This is a genomic window from Caldimonas taiwanensis NBRC 104434, assembly GCF_001592165.1.
GTDB lineage: Bacteria > Pseudomonadota > Gammaproteobacteria > Burkholderiales > Burkholderiaceae_C > Caldimonas > Caldimonas manganoxidans.
On record NZ_BCWK01000011.1, the window covers coordinates 1 to 23,778 of the forward strand.

19 protein-coding genes and 1 pseudogene are annotated in these 23,778 nt (G+C 66.2%); 17 read left to right on the plus strand and 3 right to left on the minus strand.

What is annotated here, in order from left to right:
• From CTA01S_RS10580 to kdsA, 6 genes and pseudogenes are all read left to right on the plus strand, one after another.
• On the plus strand, positions 1-2,100 hold a 2,100-nt coding region (locus CTA01S_RS10580), incomplete at its 5' end, for an HAD-IA family hydrolase (RefSeq protein ID WP_157451348.1).
• Between the two features lie 19 nt (positions 2,101-2,119).
• Positions 2,120-2,881, plus strand: a complete 762-nt coding sequence (locus CTA01S_RS16470) for a CatB-related O-acetyltransferase (protein ID WP_157451349.1) — start codon at positions 2,120-2,122, stop codon at positions 2,879-2,881.
• Between the two features lie 93 nt (positions 2,882-2,974).
• Positions 2,975-3,157: pseudogene (locus tag CTA01S_RS10585) on the plus strand (transposase); the annotation flags it as partial.
• A gap of 89 nt (positions 3,158-3,246) precedes the next feature.
• On the plus strand, positions 3,247-5,226 hold the full coding sequence (locus tag CTA01S_RS10590) for a capsule polysaccharide biogenesis protein (RefSeq protein WP_232301045.1): 1,980 nt from the start codon (positions 3,247-3,249) through the stop codon (positions 5,224-5,226).
• Positions 5,227-5,491: 265 nt separating this feature from the next.
• The gene (locus tag CTA01S_RS10595) at positions 5,492-6,922 is read left to right on the plus strand and encodes a capsule polysaccharide biogenesis protein (RefSeq protein ID WP_083932494.1); all 1,431 of its coding nucleotides are present in this window, start codon (positions 5,492-5,494) and stop codon (positions 6,920-6,922) included.
• Between the two features lie 102 nt (positions 6,923-7,024).
• Positions 7,025-7,870: a 3-deoxy-8-phosphooctulonate synthase gene (gene kdsA, locus CTA01S_RS10600; RefSeq protein WP_019562075.1), complete on the plus strand. Its 846-nt coding sequence runs from the start codon at positions 7,025-7,027 to the stop codon at positions 7,868-7,870.
• Positions 7,871-8,011: 141 nt separating this feature from the next.
• Here kdsA and CTA01S_RS10605 read toward each other — a convergent pair whose 3' ends face one another.
• On the minus strand, positions 8,012-8,779 hold the full coding sequence (locus tag CTA01S_RS10605) for a hypothetical protein (protein WP_157451350.1): 768 nt from the start codon (positions 8,777-8,779) through the stop codon (positions 8,012-8,014).
• A 220-nt stretch (positions 8,780-8,999) separates the two neighbouring features.
• On the opposite strand from CTA01S_RS10605, the gene CTA01S_RS10610 reads away from it, so the two are divergent.
• The 5 genes from CTA01S_RS10610 to CTA01S_RS10630 are packed head-to-tail and all read left to right on the plus strand — an operon-like array spanning position 9,000 to position 14,481.
• Positions 9,000-9,734 carry a GntR family transcriptional regulator gene (locus CTA01S_RS10610; RefSeq protein ID WP_062195404.1) on the plus strand — a complete coding sequence of 245 codons (735 nt, stop codon included), beginning with the start codon at positions 9,000-9,002 and terminating at the stop codon, positions 9,732-9,734.
• Positions 9,731-11,068, plus strand: coding sequence for a malonyl-CoA decarboxylase (locus CTA01S_RS10615; RefSeq protein ID WP_232301046.1), 1,338 nt, complete (start codon positions 9,731-9,733; stop codon positions 11,066-11,068). The genes CTA01S_RS10610 and CTA01S_RS10615 overlap by 4 nt, the downstream gene beginning before the upstream one ends.
• A gap of 41 nt (positions 11,069-11,109) precedes the next feature.
• Complete coding sequence (locus CTA01S_RS10620; RefSeq protein WP_062195582.1) at positions 11,110-12,108, plus strand: Bug family tripartite tricarboxylate transporter substrate binding protein; 999 nt, start codon at positions 11,110-11,112, stop codon at positions 12,106-12,108.
• A gap of 7 nt (positions 12,109-12,115) precedes the next feature.
• On the plus strand, positions 12,116-12,913 hold the full coding sequence (locus CTA01S_RS10625) for an enoyl-CoA hydratase/isomerase family protein (protein WP_019562080.1): 798 nt from the start codon (positions 12,116-12,118) through the stop codon (positions 12,911-12,913).
• Between the two features lie 11 nt (positions 12,914-12,924).
• A complete protein-coding gene (locus CTA01S_RS10630) occupies positions 12,925-14,481 on the plus strand; it encodes a malonate--CoA ligase (RefSeq protein WP_019562081.1) in 1,557 nt (518 codons plus the stop codon).
• Here the strand turns inward: CTA01S_RS10630 and CTA01S_RS10635 are convergent.
• Together CTA01S_RS10635 and CTA01S_RS10640 are read right to left on the minus strand one after the other, a co-directional pair.
• The gene (locus tag CTA01S_RS10635) at positions 14,444-16,288 is read right to left on the minus strand and encodes an ATP-binding protein (protein WP_062195407.1); all 1,845 of its coding nucleotides are present in this window, start codon (positions 16,286-16,288) and stop codon (positions 14,444-14,446) included. The two genes, CTA01S_RS10630 and CTA01S_RS10635, sit on opposite strands and share 38 nt — an antisense overlap.
• Positions 16,289-16,369: 81 nt before the next feature.
• Positions 16,370-17,134 carry a sulfite exporter TauE/SafE family protein gene (locus CTA01S_RS10640; RefSeq protein ID WP_062195584.1) on the minus strand — a complete coding sequence of 255 codons (765 nt, stop codon included), beginning with the start codon at positions 17,132-17,134 and terminating at the stop codon, positions 16,370-16,372.
• Positions 17,135-17,566: 432 nt separating this feature from the next.
• Here CTA01S_RS10640 and CTA01S_RS10645 point away from each other — a divergent pair, with 432 nt between their 5' ends.
• The 6 genes from CTA01S_RS10645 to CTA01S_RS10670 all read left to right on the plus strand — a co-directional run bounded on the left by CTA01S_RS10645 (position 17,567) and on the right by CTA01S_RS10670 (position 23,772).
• Positions 17,567-18,697: an ABC transporter substrate-binding protein gene (locus CTA01S_RS10645; protein WP_062195412.1), complete on the plus strand. Its 1,131-nt coding sequence runs from the start codon at positions 17,567-17,569 to the stop codon at positions 18,695-18,697.
• Positions 18,698-18,753: 56 nt separating this feature from the next.
• Positions 18,754-19,758, plus strand: a complete 1,005-nt coding sequence (locus CTA01S_RS10650) for a Bug family tripartite tricarboxylate transporter substrate binding protein (RefSeq protein WP_062195414.1) — start codon at positions 18,754-18,756, stop codon at positions 19,756-19,758.
• A gap of 127 nt (positions 19,759-19,885) precedes the next feature.
• Positions 19,886-20,305 (plus strand): thioredoxin TrxC, encoded by a 420-nt coding sequence (gene trxC, locus CTA01S_RS10655; protein ID WP_019562086.1) that lies wholly within the window; start codon positions 19,886-19,888, stop codon positions 20,303-20,305.
• Between the two features lie 44 nt (positions 20,306-20,349).
• Positions 20,350-21,252 (plus strand): DMT family transporter, encoded by a 903-nt coding sequence (locus CTA01S_RS10660; protein ID WP_062195417.1) that lies wholly within the window; start codon positions 20,350-20,352, stop codon positions 21,250-21,252.
• A gap of 31 nt (positions 21,253-21,283) precedes the next feature.
• Entirely contained in the window at positions 21,284-22,822 is a 1,539-nt protein-coding gene (locus CTA01S_RS10665; RefSeq protein ID WP_062195419.1) for an MFS transporter, read from the plus strand.
• Entirely contained in the window at positions 22,822-23,772 is a 951-nt protein-coding gene (locus tag CTA01S_RS10670; protein WP_019562089.1) for a M48 family metallopeptidase, read from the plus strand. Before CTA01S_RS10665 ends, CTA01S_RS10670 begins: the two co-directional genes overlap by 1 nt.
• The last annotated feature ends 6 nt before the right edge of the window (positions 23,773-23,778 follow it).

Below are 23,778 nucleotides of genomic sequence, written 5' to 3' on the forward strand. Positions count from 1 at the left end.
GGTCGTTTTGCAGGGCCGACTACTGAGGTTCCTGCCGACGCATACAAGTATCTGGAGAAGAAAGCGCTCGAGATTACTCAGGGTGTTGCAGAGGATTTCGCGCGTGTCAGGCTTAACGCAGAGGTGTCGACTCGCGAAGCGACTGATAAGGGGGAGATTAGTCTTGAGGAGATCTACTGCACTATTCGCCAACATTACGGCCTTGGCGAGCAAGAGATCGAGCGTTTGATAGAGGCTGAGATCGATCTGGAGATAGCGCTCGTGCAACCGCGTGCCTTCGGTCAGCGCTGCTGGAGCATTGCGCGGTCGAGCAGAAAACCGATTTATCTCATATCTGACATGTATCTCTCAAGAGATGTGATTGAGCGCATGCTTGAAAAGACTGGCTACCGTGATTACAAGAGGCTATTCCTTTCAAGCGAGCATGGAGTGAGAAAGAAGGAAGGGGGGCTTTTTGATCTGGTGCTGGACTCCATCCAACTAAAGGGGCAGAGGGTGCTGCACGTCGGTGACAACAAGGTTGCCGATATCGAGCAGGCACAAGCCCGAGGAATGAAGACCTTCCGCCTGCTTCGGGCGGTTGATCGAATGCGCGGGAACGACTTCTACAAGGTCATCTATCCCCCCAAATCCGGTGTCGGTGAGCGGGCGCGCAGTGCGATCGCAGGCTTGACGGCACATGCACTTTTCGATTCGCCATCCGGAGAGAACGAGAAGACCACCCACTTCCAGGGCAATGCGCATCACCTTGGCTATGCGGGACTGGGTCCTTTGGTTACGGGCTTCATGCTTTGGCTTGGGCGCCAGAGTCGACGAGATGCGATAACGCGGCTTTACTTTCTGTCGCGCGAAGGATGGCTGCTGAAGCAGGTCTATGACGCACTTCATGGTGATGATCCGGATGCACCGCCATCCGCCTACCTGTACGCATCACGCCGGGCGACGCGCGTAGCGAGTCTGCGGGGCGTCGGCGATGTGCTGGCCCTGGCGGGGCACCCGTATCAAGCCGGCGTCGCAGTGGGAGAGCTGATTGAGAACCGATTCGGGCTGTCGGCGACAGAGGTCACGGCCGATGCATGGAGCGATGCCGGATATGCCGGCGCTGGCGATTTGCTTGATACCACCGCCACTGAGAGGATGAAGTTCTCGCGGCTGTGTAGTCTCAACGCGGATGCCATTCTGCAGGCAGCCCGTGACGAGAGAGCCGCGTATCTGGACTATCTAGACCGTGCTGGCCTTGCTGCCGAATCAAACCCAGGTGTGGTTGACATTGGCTGGAAGGGGAACATGCAGGGCGCTTTGGGTAGCCTGCTCGGGCGCCCGCTTAACGGCTACTACTACGCCACGCTTCAGGGGGCTGAACTCTGGAAACAGAAGGGGCACCGGCTGTGGGCTTTCATGGGTGATCTCCTTGCCGCCGGGCACCCAAGCACGGTGGTGAATCACCGCCAGCTGCTCGAATACCTCACATGTCATGTCGAGGGCAGCCTCATCAGGATTGAGCGCCAAGGCGCTAGCTTGGTGCCCGTTTTCCGGGTTGATGAGAATCACGGGGTCAGGCGTCAGTTCATCGAGGAGGTTCACCAAGGCTGCATTCAGTTTGCGCGTGATTTCGCAGGCGAATACGGCCGCGTGAAAGAACAGATCTGGATTGACCCCTTCTTGGGTGAGCGAGCGCTCGCCTCGTACTTTGAGTCTCCGAGCGCGGTCGATGCCCAGCTACTTGTTGGACACTACTTCGAGGATGCCCTGGGCGGTATTTCAAAGAAGTACATCATTCACCCTTCTGGAAAACGGGCTCTCTCGGACTCGGTTTGGAAGCAGGGCGCGATGGCTGTATTTGCTCAGGAGAAGGGTAGTCCGCCAAAGAAGGCAGCGCCGGTGCAATCGGTGCCCCAAAAAACGCCAGGTGCCGTGATCGCCGAACAGGTTAATTCAAACACCACCTGCGATGCTACGTCACGTCGCTTTTTAGAAGATATTCTCATTCGAACAGTGGCGAGCAAGAGAAAGTACGAGAAATACAAGAGGGATCGCAAGGCCTTCTTCGAAGATTCAAATAACCGCCTAGTCAAGTATTGGTATCGAGTTGTTGGATAGTTGCGAAGGAGAGCTGAAAGTGAAGCAAGTCGCGCTGCTTGAGCCCGGCCGAGAGAGCTTAGTTTTTATCCAGGAAACTGGTCTGCAGTTATCCAGTTCGATTCATCAAATTGGAGGAAAACTCTTTTACGAGAGCCCCGCACGCTTGAGCAATGCAAGCCTGATCGGAAACTGTCGCCTGGGCGCTTTCACCTATATTGGCGCAGGATCTGAGATTCGCAATGCAGAGATCGGACGCTTTTGCTCGATTGCAGCGAACGTAGCAATCGGGCCAGCCGAGCATCCTTTAGGTTGGCTAAGTTCGCACCCCTTCCAGTTCGATGGAGTGCGCTATTTTGATGGTAGCCCTGAGTGGAAGAAATTCGCCCGCAATGATCTTCGCTTTCGGGGAAACTCCGCCTCGACTGTGGTGGGCAACGACGTTTGGATTGGACGGAATGCGATCATTAAGCAGGGCGTTCGAATCGGAGATGGCGCGGTTGTTGCTGGGGCAGCTTTCGTCAATCAGGATGTCCCACCTTATGCAATCGTAGGTGGCGTCCCCGCGAAGGTGTTGCGCTTTCGGTTTAATACGGAAATCATTCAGCGACTTGAAAGGGTTCAGTGGTGGCGTTATGAACTGAACTCGGAGCTGTCGAGTATCAATTTTGAGGATGTCGACTCTACGTTGACTGCACTGGAGGATGGGATCGAGAGAGGTTCTCTTAAATCTTTCAGGCCCTCAGTTTTCTTGGCTGAACGTAAAGGCCGAGATCTGACCTTAAGCATTATAGAGGAGTAATGTGGGGCGCTTGGACTAATGAGGGATTCCTTAGGGAAGCTCTGCTCTATTCAGAGCCGGTAAAATACTGAGGTCATAACCCGCGCTGCCACCATGAAGCAAACGACCTTCGCCTCGCTGGCTTTCGAACGGAAGAAGAAACAGACTCGCCGGGAGCGCTTCCTGGCCGAGATGGAGAAGGTCGTGCCTTGGGCAGCGCTGCTGGCAGTAATCGAGCCGCACTACCCGACGACGGGCCGGCGCGGGCGCCCGCCGATGCCGCTCTCGACGATGCTGAGCCACGGCTGTCGTCGCGCACAATCCCGCCAGATCTTCTTGTTCACCCTGCCAAGACTTTGACCTCTGCACCCCCCCTGGCCCGCTGCTTGGCCGTCCTCACGCCAGGCCTGCAGCGGGTGGACACCTTGTCGGCGTTGCTCGGCGATGTCGAGCTGCGCATGAGCCGCCGGCCTGCTGTCGAAGGCCTGGACGCGGTCCTCGCCTGGGGCCGCAAACCAAGCGCGCGCGTGGCCGAGGCGTTCGCTTCCCGCCACGGGCTGCCCGTGTGGCGTGCCGAAGACGGTTTCTTGCGGTCGGTGGGGCTCGGGAACCAGGACCCGCCCTTGTCCATCGTGCTCGACGACCTGGGCATCTACTACGACGCTTCCTCTCCCTCTCGAATCGAGGCGTTGATCGCGCGGCCCCACGGGCAAGACGAGTGCTTGCGGGCGGCCGCGCTGCGCGCCTCGTGGTGCGAAGGGCGCCTGTCCAAGTACAACCATGCGCGCGAGGTGCCGCCTCCCCTGGAGGGGCCCTTCGCGCTGGTGGTGGATCAGACCTACGGCGATGCGTCCATCACCTACGGCCTGGCGGATGCGGGGAGCTTCGCGCGCATGCTCGAGGCGGCGCTCGACGAACATCCTCACCTGCCGGTGCTGCTCAAGGTGCACCCGGACGTGATCGCCGGGCGCAAGCGTGGGCATTTCGACGCCTTGACGCCCGGGCAGGCGGCGCGGGTGCGCGTGCTCGCCAGCGACGCCCACCCTTGCGCATTGCTCGAAGCGGCCCACATGGTCTACACCGTGACTTCGCAGATGGGCTTCGAGGCGCTGCTGTGGGGTCGGCCGGTGCGCTGCTTTGGCATGCCGTTCTATGCCGGCTGGGGGCTGACGGGCGACGAGCTGCCCCCGCCCGATCGCCGCCGTCCGGTGGGGCTGGACGACCTCGTGCACGCGGCGTTGATCGAGTACCCGCGCTACCTGGACCCTGAAACCGGCCAGCGCTGCGAGCCTGAGCGCTTGATGCAGTGGATGGCTTTGCAGCGCCGCATGCGCGAGCGCTTCCCGCCTCGGGTGTACGCGCTGGGGTTTTCGCGCTGGAAAAAGCCGATCGTGCGGGCGTTTTTCGCGGGCAGCGAGGTGCAGTTCGTGCGGCGGGCCGAACAAGTGCCGCCGCAAGGCACGCTGGCGGTGTGGGGGCGGCGCGAGGTGGCGCAGGCTCGCGCGCGCGGCTTGGCGCTGGTGCGTCTGGAGGACGGTTTTTTGCGCTCGGTCGGGCTGGGCGCCGAGTTGGTGCGGCCGCTGTCGTGGGTGATGGATCGGCGCGGCATCTACTACGACGCCAGCGCGCCGTCGGACTTGGAGCACTTGCTGGCCACGGCCAGCTTCGAGCCGCCTGTGCTGGCCCGCGCGAGGGCCTTGCGCGAGCGCATCTGTGCCCAGGGCATCACCAAGTACAACGTGGGGCAAGGCGGCTGGCGCCGTCCGGCGGGGGCGCGCCGGGTGGTGCTGGTGCCCGGCCAGGTGGAAAGCGATGCGGCCATTGCGTTGGGCGCGCCAGGCCTGCGCACCAATTTGGGCTTGCTGCAAGCGGTGCGGGCCGCTGTGCCCGATGCGCACGTGGTGTACAAGCCTCATCCCGATGTGGTCGCCCGGCTGCGCCGCGCCGGCCAGGGGGAAGGTCAAGCCCGCCATTACTGCGACGAGATCGTGGTGGATGCGCCTATGCACGAGCTGCTGGACCAGGTGGACGAGGTGCATGTGCTGACGTCGCTGGCGGGTTTCGAGGCGCTGCTGCGCGGCCGCAAGGTGGTGACCTATGGCTGCCCGTTCTATGCCGGCTGGGGCTTGACGCAGGATCATTGGCCCATGCCGCGACGGCAGCGGCGGCTGTGCTTGGACGAACTGGTGGCCGGGGTGTTGATCTCGTACCCCACCTATGTCAGCCGCACCACGGGCGCGTTCACCACGCCGGAGCGGGCGCTCGACGAGCTGCTGGCATGGAAGCTGCTCGGGCCCCGTCGGCCGCCCGCGTGGCGCCGGCTTTGGCGCTGGCTGCTGGGCTGGCGGCGCTGGGCGGGGGCTTGAGCGTTTGCGGCCCGCTAGGGCGTGGCTTCAGGGCCCCGTGTGGGCCGGTGGTGCCACGCCTGTGCGCGTGGCTGGCCGTGACTTGGGTGGCTTGCTGGCGTGGCTTGCATTTTGCATTGAATTTTTCTCAGAGGTCACCCGACTCATCCCCCCAAGGGGGGATGATGGCTCCCAAGACACATTGAAACGAAGACAATACGGCCTCTTTCACGATGGCCCCACTGCCGCGGCTTGGGGCGTTTGATCCCTGGTGTGACCTTGCCCGATGTGTGCTGAATCTCCTTTGCACGAGTTGCTGACGCGCCGACGCGTGCTCTTGCTTCAAGGGCCGATGGGGCCGTTTTTCGCCCGCTTGGCCGAGGTGCTCGAAGCCGCTGGCGCCCGGGTGATCAAGGTCAATTTCAATGGGGGGGATCGCTGGTTCTATCGCCGATCCGGCGCGATCGACTACCGTGGCCGGCTGCAAGCCTGGGACGATTGGTTGGCTTCGCTGCTGACGGTCAAGCGCATCGATGCCGTGGTGCTGTTTGGGCAAGCTCGCCCGGTGCATCGCGTGGCCCGCGCCGTGGCACGGGCGCAGGGGGTGCCGGTGTATGTGTTCGAAGAGGGCTATCTGCGCCCCGACTACATCACCTTGGAGCGCGAAGGGGTGAACGGCGACTCCGGCCTGCCGCGCGAGGCGGCCTTCTATGCGGCCCGCCCGGATGAGCGGCTCCCAGAGCCGGTGCCCACGGGCCAAAGCTTCTGGCGCATGGCCTGGATCGCCACGATGTACTGCCTGGCCATGACGCTGGGCAAGCCCTGGTATCCGCACCACGTGTATCACCGGCCGATGAATCCGCTGCACCAGGGCTGGTGTTGGCTGCGCGGGGGCTGGCGCAAATGGGCGCGCGCCTGGCAGCAGCGTGGCGTGCTGGAGGACTTGTGTTCACCGCAGCGCAGCAAGCGCTGGTTTTTGCTGCCGCTGCAGGTGCACAACGACAGCCAGATCGTGCATCACTCGCCGTTCGACGATGTGCGGGAGGTGATCCGTCAGGTGATGCACTCTTTTGCGCAGCACGCCAGTGCCGAGCATGGTTTGGTGATCAAACACCACCCGATGGACCGGGCGTATGTGGACTATGGCCGCTTCATCGATCAGCTGGCGCGCCAGCTCGGGCTGCAAGGCCGGGTGCGCTATGTGCATGACTTGCACTTGCCCACGTTGTTGAAGCACGCGCGCGGGGTGGTGGTGGTCAACAGCACCGTGGGGCTGCAAGCCCTGTTCCACCATGCGCCTGTGATCACTTTGGGCGATTGCTTCTATGCCGTGCCGGGGCTGGTGCACCCCGGGCCGCTGAGCGCGTTCTGGCAAGCGCCCGGAAAGGTGGACGCGGCGCTGTTCCGGCGCTTTCGCGCGTATTTGATCCGTCACACGCAGATCAACGCGAGTTTTTATGCGGACGCGCCGGCGCTTCAGCTGCTGCGGCAGGCGGCCGCAGCAGCCGGCGCCGCCGGGCTGGTGGCCGAGTTCCAGGGGTCCATGCCCAGCCAGCCTTGGGCCGATGAGCCGCCGCCGCAGCAGGCCCCGCTGTACGCGGGCGGCGAGGCTGCGCCTGGGTCGGGTGCGGCAATGAACGACGCGGACTTCTCCTCTTTGGCCGAGCCGCAGGAGCCGCTCCGCCAGCCGCGTTCGGCGCCCGGCGCCCAGGCCTGAACGCACGGGCCTTTCATCGCGCCAGGCCGGCGCGCAAGGCCTTGGCCGCTGCGCTGCGGTGCGACAATCGGGGGCCGCATGTCATGCTCTTGAGATACCGCCATGGTTGTTGCCATTTCCCCATCCATCCAATGCCGCAATGACGGCCCTTTTGTCTTGTTCGGCGGTATCAATGTGCTGGAGTCGCGCGACCTGGCCTTGCGCGCCTGCGAGGAATATGTGCGCGTGACCACGAAGCTGGGCATTCCTTACGTGTTCAAGGCCAGTTTCGATAAAGCCAATCGCTCGTCCATCCATTCTTACCGCGGCCCAGGGCTGGACGAAGGGCTGAAGATCTTCGAGGCGGTGAAGGCGCAGTTCGGTGTGCCCGTGCTCACCGATGTGCATGAACCTTGGCAGGCCCAGCCGGTGGCCGAGGTGGTGGACGTGCTGCAGCTGCCTGCCTTTTTGGCGCGCCAGACCGACTTGGTGGTGGCGCTGGCCCGCACGGGCCGGGTGGTGAACATCAAGAAGCCGCAGTTTTTGAGCCCTTCGCAGGTGCAGCACATCGTCGAGAAGTTTCGCGAGGCGGGCAACGAGAACATCCTCGTGTGCGACCGCGGCACCTGCTTCGGCTATGACAACCTGGTGGTGGACATGCTGGGCTTTGGCGTGATGAAGAAGGTCACGGGGGATTTGCCGGTGATCTTCGATGTGACGCATGCACTGCAGCAACGCGACCCGGGCGGGGCGGCCTCGGGCGGGCGCCGCCAGCAGGTGGCCGAACTGGCCCGCGCCGGCATGGCCGTGGGGCTGGCCGGCCTGTTTCTCGAGGCCCACCCCAACCCCGACCAGGCCAAGTGCGACGGCCCCAGCGCCTTGCCGCTGGACAAGCTCGAGGCGTTCCTGACGCAGATGAAGGCGATCGACGAGCTGGTCAAAGGGTTTGCACCGCTGCAGATCGACTGAACCCCAGGAGGCCGGCTGCGGCGGGCCGTCTGGGCCGGGCGGTGGAGGGCTGCGCGAGCGACGCTTGCGCGCCGTTGGGGACGGCCCCACCCCCTGCAGGGCCTGCGCGCAAGGCCCCTGCGCCATGGGTCAGCGCTTCAGTCAGCGCTTCAGTTCCTGCACGGCCAGCGCCTTGAATGCATCGCCCACCCCGTGCTCGGGCACGGCCAATTGGCCTTCGGCGGCCCGGCTGTCGGCGTGGGTGCGGCGCATCTCGAAGGTTTTGACGAGCCAGTAAGCGGCAAAGCTCCACACGCCGGCGGCTTCGGCGAGGAACAGCGTCCAGCGATGGCCGGTGCTGCGCTCCAACCACCAGCCCAGAGCGAAGGCGGCCGCCGGTGCGAGGACCATCGCCAGGCCCAGGGCGTGGTAAGTGCGGCGGTAGCGTCGTGCCAGGGCCGGGTCGGGTAGAAGGCTCAGGGTGTCGGCGGCGCGAAACAGGCACACGTAAGCAATGGCCATGAAAAACAGGGCCGCGAACGTGCCGTGCAGCGACACCTTGGGGCAGGCGGCGCCGCACTCCCAGGCCATGGGCACGAGCGCGACGCCGACCAACAGCACGGCGGCCAGGTTGAGCGCTTGGTTTTCCAGGCGGGTGATGCCCTTGTACAGATGCAGGCCCGCGGCCACCGCGCACAGCGTGCCGACGAACAGGTCGCGCACCACGCCGCCACCAGCGTGATAGTAAGCGCTCATGGATGGCTGCAAGGGCAGGCCACCCAGCCAGGCGCCGGCCAGGGCCAGCGCCGGTGGCAAGGCCACAGACAGCAGGGCAAGCCCCAAGCGCAGGCTCATGTAGGTGGCGGTGATGTGGCGGCTGAGGCGTTCGTGCGGCATGCCGGGCGGCGCGGTCGAGGCTGTGGCAAGCATAGGGCCCGGCTGCTCGAGGCGCTAGCGCGCCGCGGGTGCTCGCATCCCCCCGATTTGGAGGTCATCCCCTCGGGCCCCGGAGCGCCGCTGCGGCGGCCAGCGAGGATGCGGGGGGACGGGGGGCGGGGGCTGATCAGGGTTCTTCCGTAATTTGTAATTATGGATTTTTGATCTATCGTCGGACCATGTGCGCCGGCATGGGGCCGGCGCCGGGCCGACGATGACCGATCTCAGCGAGCTGCACAGCGCGATCCGGCCGACGACCTTGCACGAGGAGGTCGCCGCGCGGCTGCGCACGTTGATCTTCGAGCGGCGGCTGGCGCCGGGGGCTTGGGTGGACGAGAAGGCGCTGGCGGCCGAATGGGGCATCAGCCGCACGCCCTTGCGCGAGGCGCTCAAGGTTTTGGCCGCCGAAGGCTTGGTGACGGCGGTGCCGCGTCGCGGCTGTCAGGTGACGGAGCTGTCGGAGGACGATGCGCAGCAGTTGTTCCCGGTGATGGCGCTGTTGGAGGGGCGCTGCGCCTATGAGGCGGCGCTGCGCGCCACGGACGCCGAGCTGGCCGAGCTGCAGCGTCTGCACGAGGACTTGGAGGTGTCTGCCGCGGCCCGCGACGTGAACGCCTATTACCGTGCCAACCATGCGTTTCACACCCGTGTGCAAGCCTTGGCCGGCAATCGCTGGCTGGACCGCGTCACCCAAGAGCTGCGCAAATTCATGCGCATGCTGCGCGGCCGCCAGCTGCACTGGCCGGGGCGGCTGGAGGCTTCGATCGCCGAGCACCGGGCGTTGATCGAAGCGCTGGTGCAGCGCGATGCGCCCCGTGCCGAGCGCTTGATGCATGACCATTTGATGGCGCAGTTGCACGCGCTGCAGGCGCTACGGGCGGCCGAAGCGGAGGGCGCGCAAGCCGCAGCGGCGCCCAGCGTTCCCTTCACGTCACGGGAGGCTCGATGATGTTGTTGTCTCGCATGGCCCAGCGGGGCCGCCCTGGCCGACCCCCCGGCCGCTCGGCGCGGGCTCAGGCGCGTTTGCTCTCGCAGGTGGTGGACGGCTGCCGACGGTTGCTGTCCGAGCGCGGCGAGTCCAACAGCGTGGCCATTGCCCAGGAGGTGCTGGCCTTGTATGCCGGCTTGACGGCCGAGCAGCGCCTGGCCTTTTTCAAGCTGCTGGACAGCGATTTCGGCCCCGATCCGAAGGCCGTGCTCGAGGCCGCCCAGCGCTATGCCGAGGCGCCCGAGGCCACGCGCTTGATGGCGCTCATCCACGCGGCCGAGCCGCCGCGCCAGGAGCTGCTGCGGCGGCTCAACCGCGCCAGCGGCGGCACGGCCGTGATCGTGGAGATGCGGCGCACGCTGCTGGAGCTGCTGAAGACCCACCCCGACTTGGCCGCGGTGGAGGCCGATTTTCTGCACCTGTTGTCCTCGTGGTTCAACCCGGGCTTTTTGCAGATGGAGCAGGTGGACTGGCGCTCGCCGGCGGCGCTGTTGGAGAAGATCATCCAGCACGAGGCGGTGCACGAGATCGACGGCTGGGCCGATCTGCGCCGCCGCTTGCAGCCCGATCGCCGCTGCTTTGCGTTCTTTCACCCGCAACTGCCCGGCGAGCCTTTGATCTTCGTGGAAGTGGCGCTGGTGGCCGAGATGCCTGCCGCCGTGGGCCCGCTGATCGATGTGCGCAGCCCGCCGCAAACCGATGAGCGCCAGTACAGGGTGGCCACGTTCTACTCCATCAGCAACTGTCAACCGGGGCTCAAGGGGGTGTCGCTGGGCAACTTCTTGATCAAACGGGTGGCCGAGCATCTGCAGCGTGAATTTCCGCAGCTGCGCACCTTTTGCACGCTGTCGCCGATCCCGGGCTTCGTGGCGTGGCTGAACCAGCACGCACCAGGCTTGCGCGAGCGCGAGGACCTGCCGCCCAAGCTGAAGGCGCGCCTGCTGCAGGCCCTGGCGGCCTTGGTGCAGCATGGCGGCGAGCCAGGCGCTTGGTCGGCCGTGCAGCCGCAGCAGGCCAGCGAGCCGCTGCGCGAGGCCCTGAGCCTGCTGGCGGCGTTTTACCTGGCGCATGAGTCGGTCACGCCGCGTGGCGACCCGGTGGCCAAGTTCCACCTGGGCAATGGCGCGCGCCTGGAGCGGCTGAACTGGGCTGGCGACTTGTCTCGTAAAGGACTGAAACAGTCCTTGGGCCTGATGGTGAACTACCTCTACGATCTGCGCCACATCGAAGACCACCACGAGCGTTTCGTCCACGGCGAGGTCGTGGCCTCGCGAGCCCTGCAGCGTTTGCTGTGATCACACCACGACGATCCAACCTCGAAGAAGGAGACATGCCCATGAACGATTTGCCTCGCCGCAAGAGTTTGCGCGCCTTGGCGGCCGCAGCGGCCTTGGCCGTCACCGGCGTGGCCACGCCCCTGGCCCTGGCCCAGGGCGGCTGGCCGACCAAGCCGGTGACGATCATCGTGCCCTTTCCTGCCGGAGGCGGCACCGATGCCTTTGCCCGCCCGCTGTCGGCGGCGCTGACCAAGCAGCTGGGTCAGCAGGTGTTGGTGGAGAACAAAGCCGGTGCCGGCGGCACGGTGGGCGCGGGCATTGCCGCGCGCGCGGCCCCCGATGGCTACACCTTCTTCATGGGCGGTGCGCACCACGCGATCGCCCCGTCGATGTACCCGAAGCTCGACTACGACATCGAAAAAGACTTCGTGCCGGTGGGTCTGGTGTCCAACGTGCCGCAGGTGATCGTGGTGCATCCGGGCAAGGTGGCGGCCAACACGCTGCCGGAGCTGTTGGCCGATCTGCGTGCCAACCCGGGCAAGCGCAACTACGGCTCGGCCGGCAATGGCTCCTCGCATCACCTGGCCGGTGAGCTGTTCAAGATGCAGAGCAAGACGTTCATCACGCACATCCCTTACCGCGGCGCCGGCCCGATGTTGCAGGATTTGATCGCCGGGCAGGTGGACATGGCTTTCGACGGCTTGGGCTCGTCGGCCGGGCACATCCGCGGCGGCCGCATCAAGGCCATCGCGGTGGCTGCGCCCAAGCGGGCCGCCGCGTTCCCGGACATTCCGACGGCGGCCGAAGCCGGCATGCCGGACTATGTGGTGTCCACGTGGTACGGCTTGTGGGCGCCCAAAGGCACGCCCAAGGAGGCCGTGGACAAAATGGCCGCCGCGATGAAAGCCGTGATGAACACGCCGGAGCTGAAGCAAACCTGGCTCAATCTCGGCACCGACGTGCCCGAGCTCTACGGCGAGGCCTTCGGCAAGTTCGTCAACAGCGAAATCAAACGCTGGGCCGCGGTGGTCAAAGCCTCCGGCGCGAAGCTGGACTGATGCGATCGTGAGCGGACGCATCGGCGTGGCCCCCGATCCGCAGCTGCCGGGGGTGCAGGTGGTGGAGCTCGTCAATCCGGGCAAGCTCAATGCCATCAGCGTGGGCATGTGGGAGGCCTTGCGCGAGGTGTTCGTGGGCTGGCCGCAGCGTGAGCCGGGCCTGCGCGCGGTGGTGTTGCGCGGTGCGGACGGGGTGTTCGCAGCCGGGGCCGACATCGACGAGCTGCCGGGGTTTCGCTTCGAGCGCGACAGCCTGCAGCATTTCCATGAACACATCGTGGCCCCGGCCTTGCAGGCCTTGCTCGACTGCGAGGTGCCGCTGGTGGCGCAGATCGAAGGGGTGTGCGTGGGCGGCGGGCTGGAGATCGCCGCGTGCTGCGACATCCGCATCGCTGGGCGCAGCGCCCGCCTGGGCGCGCCGATCGGCCGGCTGGGCTTTCCGATGGCGCCGGATGAATTGGCAGTGCTGAGCCGGGTGCTCGACCCCGGCAGCGTGGCCGAGATGTTGCTGGAAGGGCGGCTGCTTGATGCGGCCACGGCGATGCAGCGTGGGTTCGTGCAGCGGGTGGTGGACGATGCCGAGGTCGCCACCGAAGCCACGGCCACCGCGCGCCGCATCGCGGCCCTGGCGCCACATGCCGCGCGTCTGAACAAGCGCACGATGCGCCAGATCGCTTTGGGTCGTGCGTTCGATGCGGCATGGCGGCGCGAGCATTTCGCTTACGCGGCACATCCCGATCATCGAGAAGGCGTGATGGCTTTCATCGAGCGGCGCGAGCCGCAGTTCACGGGCTCCTCTGACTGATGGCACACGACATGAACAATCACAACTTGTTTGCCGCTTTGCGCGCGGCCTTTCCGACACAGCGCGATGCCACCGCCATCGAAACCGACGATGGCCTGTGCTACACCTGGCGCGACCTCGATCGCGGCACGGCGATGATGGCCAATTTGCTGGCCTCGCTGGAGCTGCCTGCGGGGGCGCGGGTGGCGGTGCAGACCGAGAAATCGGTCGAGGCGCTGATGCTGTATCTGGCCACGTTGCGTGCCGGCTATGTGTACCTGCCGCTGAACACGGCCTATCAGCACAGCGAGCTGGAATATTTCATCGGCAATGCCGAGCCCAGCGTGGTGGTGTGCACCGGCAAGAACTTCGGCTGGGTGAGCAAGCTGGCCTTCCAGGCCGGCACGAAGCATGTGTTCACGCTCAACGAAGACCGCACCGGCACGCTGCTGGAGCGCGCCGCCCACCACAGCGACGAACACGACACCGCAGTCAAGGGTGAGGACGATCTGGCGGCCATTCTCTACACCAGCGGCACCACGGGGCGCAGCAAGGGGGCCATGCTCACGCACGGCAACATGCTGAGCAACGCGCTGACGCTCAAGAGCTACTGGGATTGGCAGCCCGGCGACGTGCTGTTGCATGCGCTGCCGATCTTCCATGTGCACGGCCTGTTCGTGGCGGTGCATGGCGCGCTCATCAATGGCAGCAAGATGCTGTGGTGCGCCAAGTTCGATCCCAAGCGGGTGTGCGAGCTGCTGCGGCAGGCCACGGTCTTCATGGGCGTGCCCACGATGTACGTGCGCTTGTTGGCCGAGCCAGGCTTCGGACGCGAGGTCTGCCGCCACATGCGGCTGTTCATCAGTGGTTCGGCGCCGTTGTTGCTGGAAACCTTCCACGAATTCCGTGAGCGCACCGGCCACACCATCCTGGAGCGCTATGGCATGAGCGAGACCATCATGCTCACTTCCAACCCCTGCAAGCCCGAGGATGGCGAACGTGTGGGCGGCACGGTGGGCCGGCCCCTGCCCGGCGTGGAGGTGCGCGTGGTCGATGACAAAGGCTTGCGCTGCCCGGTGGGCGAGATCGGCAATATCGAGGTGCGCGGCCCCAATGTCTTCAAGGGCTATTGGCGCATGCCCGAAAAGACCCAGGAGGAGTTCACGCCCGACGGCTGGTTCAAGACCGGTGACGTGGGCCGCTTCGATGCCAAGGGCTACCTCACCATCGTGGGCCGCAGCAAGGACCTCATCATCAGCGGCGGCTACAACGTCTATCCGGCCGAGGTGGAGGGCTATATCAATGAGATGCCCGGCGTGGCCGAGTCGGCGGTGATCGGCGTGCCGCATCCAGACTTTGGCGAAGGCGTGGTGGCCGTGGTGGTGCCCAAGCCCGGCGCGCAGCTCGACCCGCAGGCCATCGTCGCGCAACTGAAGCGCCAGATCGCCAACTACAAGGTGCCCAAGCAGGTGTTCGTGCAATCCGAGCTGCCGCGCAATGCCATGGGCAAGGTGCAGAAGAATCTGCTGCGTCAGCAGCACCAGGGGCTGTTCAAGGGGCCTGAGGCGGCGGCCCCGAGCGCAGGCTGAAGTAAAAGCAAGCGCCTTGGCCGGGGCTGGACTGGGCCCACACCTGCCCCCCGTGGCGCTGCACGACGCGCCGCACGATGGACAGACCCACGCCCGAGCCGGCGAATTCGGCCTCGGTGTGCAGCCGCTGGAAGGGGTCGAACAAGGCGCCGTAGCGCTGCATGTCGAAGCCCACGCCATTGTCGCGCACATGGTAGGTGACTGTCTCGTCGCTGACGCTGGCGCCGATGGCGATGCGCGGGTTCGGCACGGGGCCGGTGAACTTGATGGCATTGGCCAAGAGATTGACCCACACCTGCCGCAGCAAGGCGGCATCGCCCCAGGCCATCGGCAGGGCTTCGAGTTGGATGTCCGGCAGCTGGGTGCCGGGTCGGGCTTGCAATTCGGCCAAGACCTGGCGCACCAGCGGCTCCATGTCCACCATGGCCGGGGTCCAGGCTTGTTGGTCCACCCGGGACAAGACCAGCAACTGATCGGTCAGCCGCACCAGCCGATGCCCGTCCTCGCCGATGAGATGCAGCAGCTGGCGGTGCGTGGCAGACAGCTGCGCGCCGCATTCTTGCTCGATGAGCTGGGCCGCGGCGGCCATCGCGCCGATCGGCCCTTTGAGGTCATGAGCCACGCTGCGGCTGAAGCTGGCCATGTCGGCATTGAGGCGCTGCAAGGCCTCGGTGCGCTCGCGCACGCGCTGTTCCAGCGACGCATTGAGTTCGAGCAGCTCACGCTCGCGCTCACGCAACTGGGCCACCAGATCGGCCAGCGCGTGCGACAGCGTGGCCAGCTCGTCGCCGCCGGCCGGCGTCGGCGGGTCGGGCAAGGCGCGCTGAGACAAGGCGCGCGCCCGGGCCGCGATCGTGCGCAGCGGGGCTGCCAGCCGCCCGGCGAGCCACCAGCCGGCCACGGCGAACAAGGCGGCCGCGCCCAGTCCGATCATCCAGATGCGCATCTGTAAGTCATGGGCCGCTTGCAAGGCCGTGCGGGCCGGTTGGCGCACCAGCACCGTCCAGCCCAGGCCGGGGAAGTCGCGGTAGCCGCTGCTGGCCTGCGCGGCCGTCAGATACGCCTGCCCGTCGGGCCAGTCCAGCACGGCCGGGCCCTCGGTCGCCAGGCGGTGCAGCCGTTGGACGCCCCAGGCCTCGATCGCGGCCTCGGGGGGGCCCAGCAGCTTCTGGCCTTCGCGCGAGACGATCAGCACCTGCAAGTCCGGCACGGCGGGGTTGCCCCGCAGCGCCTGGCGCACTTCCTCTTCCGCCCAGCGCCAGTCCAGGTGTGCACCCAACACGCCCACCAAGCGTCCGTCGCGGTACAGCGGGGCGGCCACATCCAGCAAGCGCAAGGGTTCTTGACCGCCGCGTCCGGGCAGCAAAGACGCCAGCAGGACCGCCGGATGCACGTCGCCGATGGTGGGGCCTTGCAGGGCTTGGCGATACCACGGGCGCTGCGAGACGTTTTGTCCTTCGAGGAGACCGTCGGTGGCGGCTTGCACGCTGCCGCTCGCATCGGTGATGCCCAGCCAGACATAGTCTTGCAGGCTCGATTGCATGTGCTGCAGCACTTGGCGCCAACGTCCTTCGTCGGCCGTGGCGGCTTCCAGTTGGGCCACGTTGCGGACTTCGCGCATGCGTTCGTACAGCCCTTTGTCCAGGCTGTGGGTCAGATGCTGCGCCAGATGCGCGGCATGGCGACCGGCGTCCCCCAAGGTCTGCCGACGGGCATCTTCGGCGGCCATCCATCCCACGGCCAGAAAGCACACCGCCGCCAGCACGCCAAAGGCCAGGGCGGTGCGGGTCTGGGTGTTCCATGCCATGGTTCGTGAGCAGGCGCAAGGACCAACAGCCAGTGATCATCGCCGACTTCCTGGGCGCCGGCTCTCCCCCTGAAGGGGGGCTCAGGCGCCGGCGTAGGCATCCCAGCCGGTTTTGAGGATCAAGGCGCCCACCACCAGGATGAAAAACACGCGCACGAAGCCCGCCCCGTGCTTGAGCGCCAGGCGTGTGCCCAGCAGGCTGCCGGCCACGTTGGCCACGGCCATGGTCAGCGCGTAGTGCCACCACACATGGCCTTTCCAGGCAAACAGGGCCAGGGCCGAGAGGTTGGTGGCGGTGTTGAGCAGTTTGGCGCAGGCCGAGGCGTGCAGAAAGTCGTAGCCCAGCACCCGCACGAACAGAAACACGAAGAAGCTGCCGGTGCCCGGACCGAAAAAGCCGTCATAAAAGCCGATGAGCAGACCAATGATCGAGGCCAACAGGGCTTCGGTGCGTCCTCGATGGGGGCGCAGGTGGTGGCGCCCCAGGTCTTTCTTGACCAGGGTGTAGAGGAAGACCGCGCCCAGGATGAAAGGCAAGGCGCGGCGCAGGCCCTCGGCAGACACCTGCGTGACCGCCCAGGCGCCCAGAAACCCCCCCGCCAGCGCGGCCACGGCTGCTGGCGCCAGCGCCGTCCACGCCAGGCTCACACGCCGGCTGTATTGCAGCGTGGCCCAGGCCGTGCCCCAGACCGAAGCCCCTTTGTTGGTGCCAAACAGCGTGGCCGGGGCTGCACCGGGAAACACCCCGAACAGGGCCGGCACCAGAATGAGACCGCCACCGCCGACGATGGCATCGACAAAACCGGCCAGCAGCGAGGCCAGTGTGACCACGAGGAATTCGAGCATGGATGGCGTGGGCGAGCCCCAAAACAAAGGGCGCCGGCTTGTGGCCGGCGCCCTCGAATTGTGACATTCCTTGTGTGCGTCACAGAGTCTCTTCGTGTGCTTCTCTGTGTCTCCTCGGTCCCCCGCCCTGTGCAGCGCCGGGCCTGGAGGCCGCGGCGTGCAGCGAGTACGGGCACTGTAAGGAAAGCCTGCCGGTGGTGCACTAGGGGTTTCCCAGCACAAATGAGAGGCACTCCGTAGAAACCCGGGGGTCGCGAGGTTGTCCCGCCCCCCCCTCTTTGGAGGAGCGATCGGGGTACGGCGCTGCGGCATCCTTCACGCAGGCCATGACAATCCCGGATATGAACGACCGTGCACTTCCGTGACACTTTGATACATCGATGGGCCGTCCGGCCCGACTTGGTGCACGATGCTCGACGAGGAGAGACCGGCATGACACGTCTTCAATTCACCCGACGCCGAGTGGTTCTGGGCGCGGCCGCAGCCGTGGGCGGCAGCTGGGTGTGGCCGGCGGGGGCCCAGGAAGGTGACATCATCGTGGGGCAAAGCGCCCCGCTGACCGGCCCGGTGGCCATGGCCTTTCAGCCGCCGCTGGCCGGTGAGCGTTTGGCCCTCGAGGAAATCAACCGCAAGGGCGGGATCAACGGGCGTCGCATCCGCCTGGTGTTGTTGGACGATGCGTATGACACCCAGCGCACCGTGGAGAACGTGCGTCAGCTCGTCGAGCAGGAGAAGGTGGTGGCCCTCACGGGCTTGGGCAGCACGGCCGGGGTGGCCGCCATCTTGCCCTACATCGCCGAAAAGCGCGTGCCCCTGGTGGGCATCTACACCGGCGCGCATGTGCTGCGGCTGCGTCACCACCCCTACCTGTTCACCTCGCAGGCCAGCTTCAAGGACGAGGTGGAGCACCAGTTGCGCACGCTGGTCACGCTGAAGATGACCCGCGTGGGCGTGGCCTACCAGGACAACGAGTTCGGCAAGCTGATGATGCCGGTGGTGGAAGCCGCCACCAAGGAACTGGGGGCCACCTTGGTGGCCTCGGCGCCGCTGGCCATCGATGGCAGCACGTCCGCTCAGGCCGCGACCGCCCTGTCACAGGCGCGGCCCATGGCCGTGCTGTTGATCGCGGTGGGGCCTTCGGTGGTGGGCTTCGTCAAAGCGGCCAAGGCCGGGCTGAACGTGCCGATCTACAGCTTGTCGGTGGCGGCCAGCGCGGTGCCGGCCCTGGGGGCCGATGCCCGCGGTTTGGCGATGACGCAGGTCGTGCCCTACCCCTGGCGGCTGGTCCATCCGATGGCGCGCGACTTTCACCGCGAAGCCGCCGCGGCCGATGTGCCGGTGAACTACAACAGCTACGGTGGCTACCTGGGGGCACGCTTTTTGATCGAGGCCCTGCGCCGGGCTGCGCCGAACATCACTCCCGACAACATCGTGCGGGCGATCCAGGGCATCCGGGGCTGGGAGCTGGGCGGCAACCCCCTGAACTTCAGCCCGACCAACCACCACGGTTCCAATTGGGTGGAGATCACCATCGTCGGCCCCGACGGGCGGTTCCTGCGCTGAGGCCGCAGCAAGCCGCTACAGTGCGCACACGTGTCATCACTGCCCTGGAGTCGCGCATGCCCTCGCCTCTGACAACCCGGCTGACAACCCGGTTCACCCGCCGCCTGATCCTGGCGGCATGCTCGGCCGCCGCGCTGGCCGCCGCAGGCGTGTCCCACGCCCAATCGGCGCAGCCCATCAAGCTGCTGGTGGGCTTTCCCGCCGGTGGCGGCACCGATGCCATCGCCCGCACCTTGGCCGATCGGCTCAAGGAGCATCTCGGTCGGCCGGTGGTGGTGGAAAACAAGCCCGGTGCCGGCGGGCAGATCGCGGCGCAAACGCTCAAGGCTGCGCCCCCCGATGGCAGCACCTTCTTCATCTCGCACGACCACACCATCACCATCTTGCCCTTGGTGATGAAAAACCCCGGGTACGACCCGGCGCGTGATTTCGTGCCCGTGGCCGGATTTGCCACCTTCGTGAACGCCTTTGCGCTGTCGGCCGGCACGCCGGCCAAGAGCGTGGAGGAATACGTGGCCTGGGTGAAATCGCAAGGCCAGGGCAAGGCCAGCATCGGCGTGCCCGCGCCGGCGTCCACGCCGGAATTCCTGGTCAAGGTGATGGGGCAACGCTACGGCCTGGACCTGGTCAGCGTGCCCTATCGCGGCAGCGCGCCGATGATCGGCGACATGCTGGGCAACCAGATTGCGGCCGGCACCGGCTCGGTGCCCGATTTCATCGAACACCACAAAGCCGGCCGGCTGCGCGTGGTGGCGGTGCTGGGCGGCCGGCGCCAGGCCGTGCTGCCGGAGGTGCCCACGTTCTCGGAGCTCGGTCTCAAAGGCTTGGAAGACCTGCCGTTTTACGGCATCTTCGCGCCGGCGGGCACGCCCCAAGCCCTGCTCGATCCATTCGCCCAGGCATTGGCCAAAACCATTGTCGAGCCCGAGGTCAAGCAGCGCCTCACCGGCTGGGGTCTGGACGTGGGCTTCATGAGCGGGCCCCAACTGGCCCAGCGCGAAGCGGCCTACCGACAAGTCTGGGCCGACATCATCCGCAAGACGGGATTCCAGCCGCAGTAAGGCCTGCCGCCCTGCAGCAGCCCCGCGAACGCGCCGGGCGGCGGCCAAGGCCCTGCTCGGTCGATGGGCGCGGCTCTTGTCGTGCGGCCGTTCGCCTCCATCTCCCAGTGGTGTTGCGGAGGTCGATATGTTGGTAGCCTGCCCCCATTGCCTGACCCTCAATCGCGTGCCCGAGGAGCGCTTGGGAGATGCCCCCGTGTGCGGGCAGTGCAAGCAGGCCCTCTTGCCGGCCGAACCCGTGGCTTTGACCGATGCGAGTTTCGAAGCGGTGGTCTCGCGCACCGAGCTGCCGGTGTTGGTGGACTTTTGGGCGCCGTGGTGCGGGCCGTGTCGGATGATGGCCCCGCAGTTCGAGCAGGCCGCCCGCGAGCTCGGCGGCCGGGTGCTGTTCGCCAAGGTCAACAGCGACGAGAACCCCAAGACGTCGGTGCGTTATCGCATCCGCAGTATTCCGACGATGGTCTTGCTGCAAGGCGGGCAGGAGCTGCGGCGCATCTCGGGGGCGATGAGCGCGCGCGATCTGGTGCGCTGGTTGCAATCCGGATGAAGGTGGCCTGAGCGCCACATTCCGGGACGCGGCACAATCATCGGATGATTGAACGCCGCGCCCATCTCGATTCCCGTGCCGTCACGCTGCTGCTGGGCTGCTGTCTGTTGTGGGGGCTGCAGCAGATCGTCGTGAAGGTCACGCTGCCGCTGATGCCGCCGATCGCTCAAGCGGGGTTGCGTTCTGGCATTGCGGCCTTGTGGTTGTGGGCCTGGGCCTCGTGGCGCGGCATTGCGCTGTTCTCGCGCGATGGAACCTGGTGGCCCGGGCTGCTGGCGGGCTCGCTGTTTGCCGCGGAGTTCGTTTGCATCTACATCGGCCTGGGCCACACGGCGGCCTCGCGGCTGGTGGTGTTGCTGTACCTGTCGCCTTTCGTGGTGGCCGCCGGCATGCCTTTCATCAGCGCGGCGGAGCGTTTGTCGATGCGCCAGGTGGCCGGCCTGGGCTTGGGTTTTGCGGCGGTGGCGTTGGCCTTCAGCGAGGGGTTCAGCGGTGCGGCCGCTCCGGCGGGGTCCACGCAGTGGCTGGGCGATGCGCTGGCGATGTTGGCAGCCCTGCTGTGGGGGGCCACGACGCTGGCCATCCGTGCCACGCGCCTGAGCACGGCCGCGCCGGAGAAGACGTTGTTCTATCAGTTGGCCGTCTCGGGCGTGGCGCTGATGGCGCTGTCACCCCTGGCCGGCGAGTCCTGGGCGTGGGCTTGGAGCAGCCCGATGCTGTGGGGCTCGATGTTGTTCCAGGCCGTCGTCGTGGCCTTCGCAAGCTATCTGGTGTGGTTTTGGCTGATGCGCCACTACCCGGCCACGCGGCTGGCCTCGTTCACCTTTCTCACGCCATTGTTCGGTTTGCTGATGGGATGGCTGCTGCTGGGCGAGGCGATCACGTTGCGCTTGGCGCTGGCCTTGGTCGGCGTGGCGCTGGGGATCTGGCTGGTGAATCGTCGCTGAGCGGGCGATCGGCCCTCCCTAGAATGTCTGCATGACCGATTCCCCCCCGACCGCCGGCACGCCCCCTCCCCCCGTGTATCGACGCAAGCTCTTTTGGGTGGCGTTGCTGTACTTCTCGGAAGGGCTGCCGCTGGGGGTGTTCTACGACATTTTTCCGGTGCATTTCCGCCAGCAGGGCGTCAATTTGGCCGACATCGGCCTGCTCAGCCTGCTGGGCCTGGCCTGGACCGTGAAATTCCTGTGGGCGCCGGCAGTGGACTGGGTGCGCCGCCATCGCTGGTGGGTGGCCGGCGCGAACTTCGGCATGGCCGCGGTGATGGGCCTGTTCGCCAGCGAACTGGGCTTCGGGCCTTGGGTGTGGGTGGCCATCGGTGCGTTCACGATGTTGTCGGCCACCAATGACATCGCCACCGATGGCTACACCATCGAGCTGCTCACGCGCAAGGAGTACGGCCTGGCCAACGGCTTTCGCATCGGCTTTTATCGCGTGGGCATGCTCACGGCGGGCGTGCTGCTGATGGTGTCGGGTTGGTTCGGTTGGTCGATGGCCTACTTGCTGGGGGCGGCCGTATTCTTGGTCAACGGGCTGATCGTGCTGTTGGCGCCGCGCGAGCCGGCCCGTCCGGGCACGCCGCCCGGCAGTGTGGTCGCGGAGCTGCGCTTGCTGCGCGAGCAGCCGCTGTGGGCGCTGGCGTTGGCGCTGGTGATGGCCGGCTTGCTGTGGCCGGTGCTGGGGCCGCTGGCCCGTTTGGCCGATTGGAATGCCATCGTGGCCGTCAGCGGCCGCTGGTGGTTCCGTGGCGCGATCCCGGTGAGCCTGATGTTTGCTGGGGCCGGCCTGATGGTGGTGGCGGCCCACGGGCCGCGGGCCGCCCTGATGCGCAATGGCCCGGTCTTCGGGGCCTGGGTGGAGTTGCTGTCGCGCCGCGGCATGGTGACGATCTTGCTGTTCATCCTGCTGTTCAAGCTGGGCGATGCAGCCATGGGCTTCATGGTCAAGCCGTTTTGGGTGGACAGCGGGTTTTCGAATCAAGAAATCGGCCTCATCAGTGTGAATTTGGGGTTGGTGCTGTCGATCGCCGGTGGGTTGGTGGGCGGTTGGTATGTGGACCGCGTGGGTGTGTTCCGCGGGCTGTGGGTGCTGGGCTTGTGGCAGGCCTTGTCGAACTTGGGCTATGCGGCGGCGGCTTGGGGGCAGCAGGTGTTGCCCCCGGGCGGCGAGGTGCTGGCCTTGCCGTTCGGAGGGGGGATGCTGAGCTTGGGGCCGCAGCAGCTGTCGGTGTATGCGGCCAGCGCCCTGGAGAGCTTCACCGGCGGGCTGGGCACCGGGGCGTTTCTGGCCTTTTTGATGGCCATCACCAGCCGCGCCAAGGCCACCACGGAATATGCGATCCTGTCGTCCATCTTCGCCTTCAGCCGCGCCGTGGCCGGGTGGGCCGGCGGCATCGGCGCGCAGGAGATGGGGTATGCCGCCTACTTCTTTTTGACGTTTTGGCTGTCGTTCCCGGCCTATCTGTTGCTGGGTGCGGTGCGAGCGATGTTGGTACGACAAGAGCGTCAGGAGGTGTGATGCGCAGGGACGACGATCGGCATTCGGTCCTCGACGATGAACGCGCCGGCTGCGCGTTGTGCCAGGCCATGGCCGCCGTGGCAGCCTGTGCACCGGGGCGCTTGGCGCCAGCGCAGCCCGGGCGGCGGTGGTTCACCGGGGCCCTCGTGGCCGCCGGGCTGAGCGCGACATGGCCTGCCCAGGCTCAGCGCGATGGCGTGGACGTGGGCGGCACTTCGGGCTTCACCCGCCTGGTGCCGGCCGAGCACATCGAGCAGGCGGCCGCGCAACAGTATCGTCAGATGCTGCGCGAAGCCCAGGCTCAGCAGGCCTTGGCCGGTCCGTCCCACCCGCAGCTCGTGCGGCTGCGCTTCATCGCCGAGCGCATGATCCCGCATGCGCTGACGTGGAATCCGCGTTCGCGCCAGTGGCAGTGGGAAGTCAACCTGATCGGCTCCAAGCAGATCAATGCGTTTTGCATGCCGGGTGGGAAGATCGCCTTTTACACCGGCATCCTGCAACGGTTGAAGCTGACCGACGACGAGGTGGCGATGATCATGGGCCACGAGATGGCCCATGCCCTGCGCGAGCATGCCCGCGAGCGCATGGGCAAGACGGCAGCCACCCGGCTGGGCGCGGGCCTGCTGTCCAGCCTGCTGGGGCTGGGCAATGTGGGCGACCTGGTGCTGAACATGGGCGCCCAACTGCTGACGCTGAAGTTCAGCCGCGAGAACGAGACCGAGGCCGACCTCGTCGGCCTGGAGCTGGGGGCCCGCACCGGCTATGACCCGCGCGCCGGCGTGAGCCTGTGGAACAAGATGATGCAAGCCAGCCCAGGCGCGCCGCCGCAGTTCCTGTCCACCCATCCGGCGGGCGACACCCGCATCCGCGAGATCGAATCGGTGCTGCCTCGGGTGATGCCCTTGTATGAGCGTGCACCGCGCCCGCCGCGGCGCTTCGATCCGGCCTGATCCGGC

Excerpts from the sequence above, each read along its gene's own strand:
- CTA01S_RS10595 (WP_083932494.1), top strand. The coding sequence starts at position 5,492 with ATGTGTGCTGAATCTCCTTTGCACGAGTTGCTGACGCGCCGACGCGTG.
- kdsA (WP_019562075.1), top strand. The coding sequence starts at position 7,025 with ATGGTTGTTGCCATTTCCCCATCCATCCAATGCCGCAATGACGGCCCT.
- CTA01S_RS10605 (WP_157451350.1), bottom strand. The coding sequence starts at position 8,779 with ATGCTTGCCACAGCCTCGACCGCGCCGCCCGGCATGCCGCACGAACGC.
- CTA01S_RS10610 (WP_062195404.1), top strand. The coding sequence starts at position 9,000 with ATGACCGATCTCAGCGAGCTGCACAGCGCGATCCGGCCGACGACCTTG.
- CTA01S_RS10615 (WP_232301046.1), top strand. The coding sequence starts at position 9,731 with ATGATGTTGTTGTCTCGCATGGCCCAGCGGGGCCGCCCTGGCCGACCC.
- CTA01S_RS10620 (WP_062195582.1), top strand. The coding sequence starts at position 11,110 with ATGAACGATTTGCCTCGCCGCAAGAGTTTGCGCGCCTTGGCGGCCGCA.
- CTA01S_RS10630 (WP_019562081.1), top strand. The coding sequence starts at position 12,925 with ATGAACAATCACAACTTGTTTGCCGCTTTGCGCGCGGCCTTTCCGACA.
- CTA01S_RS10635 (WP_062195407.1), bottom strand. The coding sequence starts at position 16,288 with ATGGCATGGAACACCCAGACCCGCACCGCCCTGGCCTTTGGCGTGCTG.
- CTA01S_RS10640 (WP_062195584.1), bottom strand. The coding sequence starts at position 17,134 with ATGCTCGAATTCCTCGTGGTCACACTGGCCTCGCTGCTGGCCGGTTTT.
- CTA01S_RS10645 (WP_062195412.1), top strand. The coding sequence starts at position 17,567 with ATGACACGTCTTCAATTCACCCGACGCCGAGTGGTTCTGGGCGCGGCC.
- CTA01S_RS10650 (WP_062195414.1), top strand. The coding sequence starts at position 18,754 with ATGCCCTCGCCTCTGACAACCCGGCTGACAACCCGGTTCACCCGCCGC.
- trxC (WP_019562086.1), top strand. The coding sequence starts at position 19,886 with ATGTTGGTAGCCTGCCCCCATTGCCTGACCCTCAATCGCGTGCCCGAG.
- CTA01S_RS10660 (WP_062195417.1), top strand. The coding sequence starts at position 20,350 with ATGATTGAACGCCGCGCCCATCTCGATTCCCGTGCCGTCACGCTGCTG.
- CTA01S_RS10665 (WP_062195419.1), top strand. The coding sequence starts at position 21,284 with ATGACCGATTCCCCCCCGACCGCCGGCACGCCCCCTCCCCCCGTGTAT.
- CTA01S_RS10670 (WP_019562089.1), top strand. The coding sequence starts at position 22,822 with ATGCGCAGGGACGACGATCGGCATTCGGTCCTCGACGATGAACGCGCC.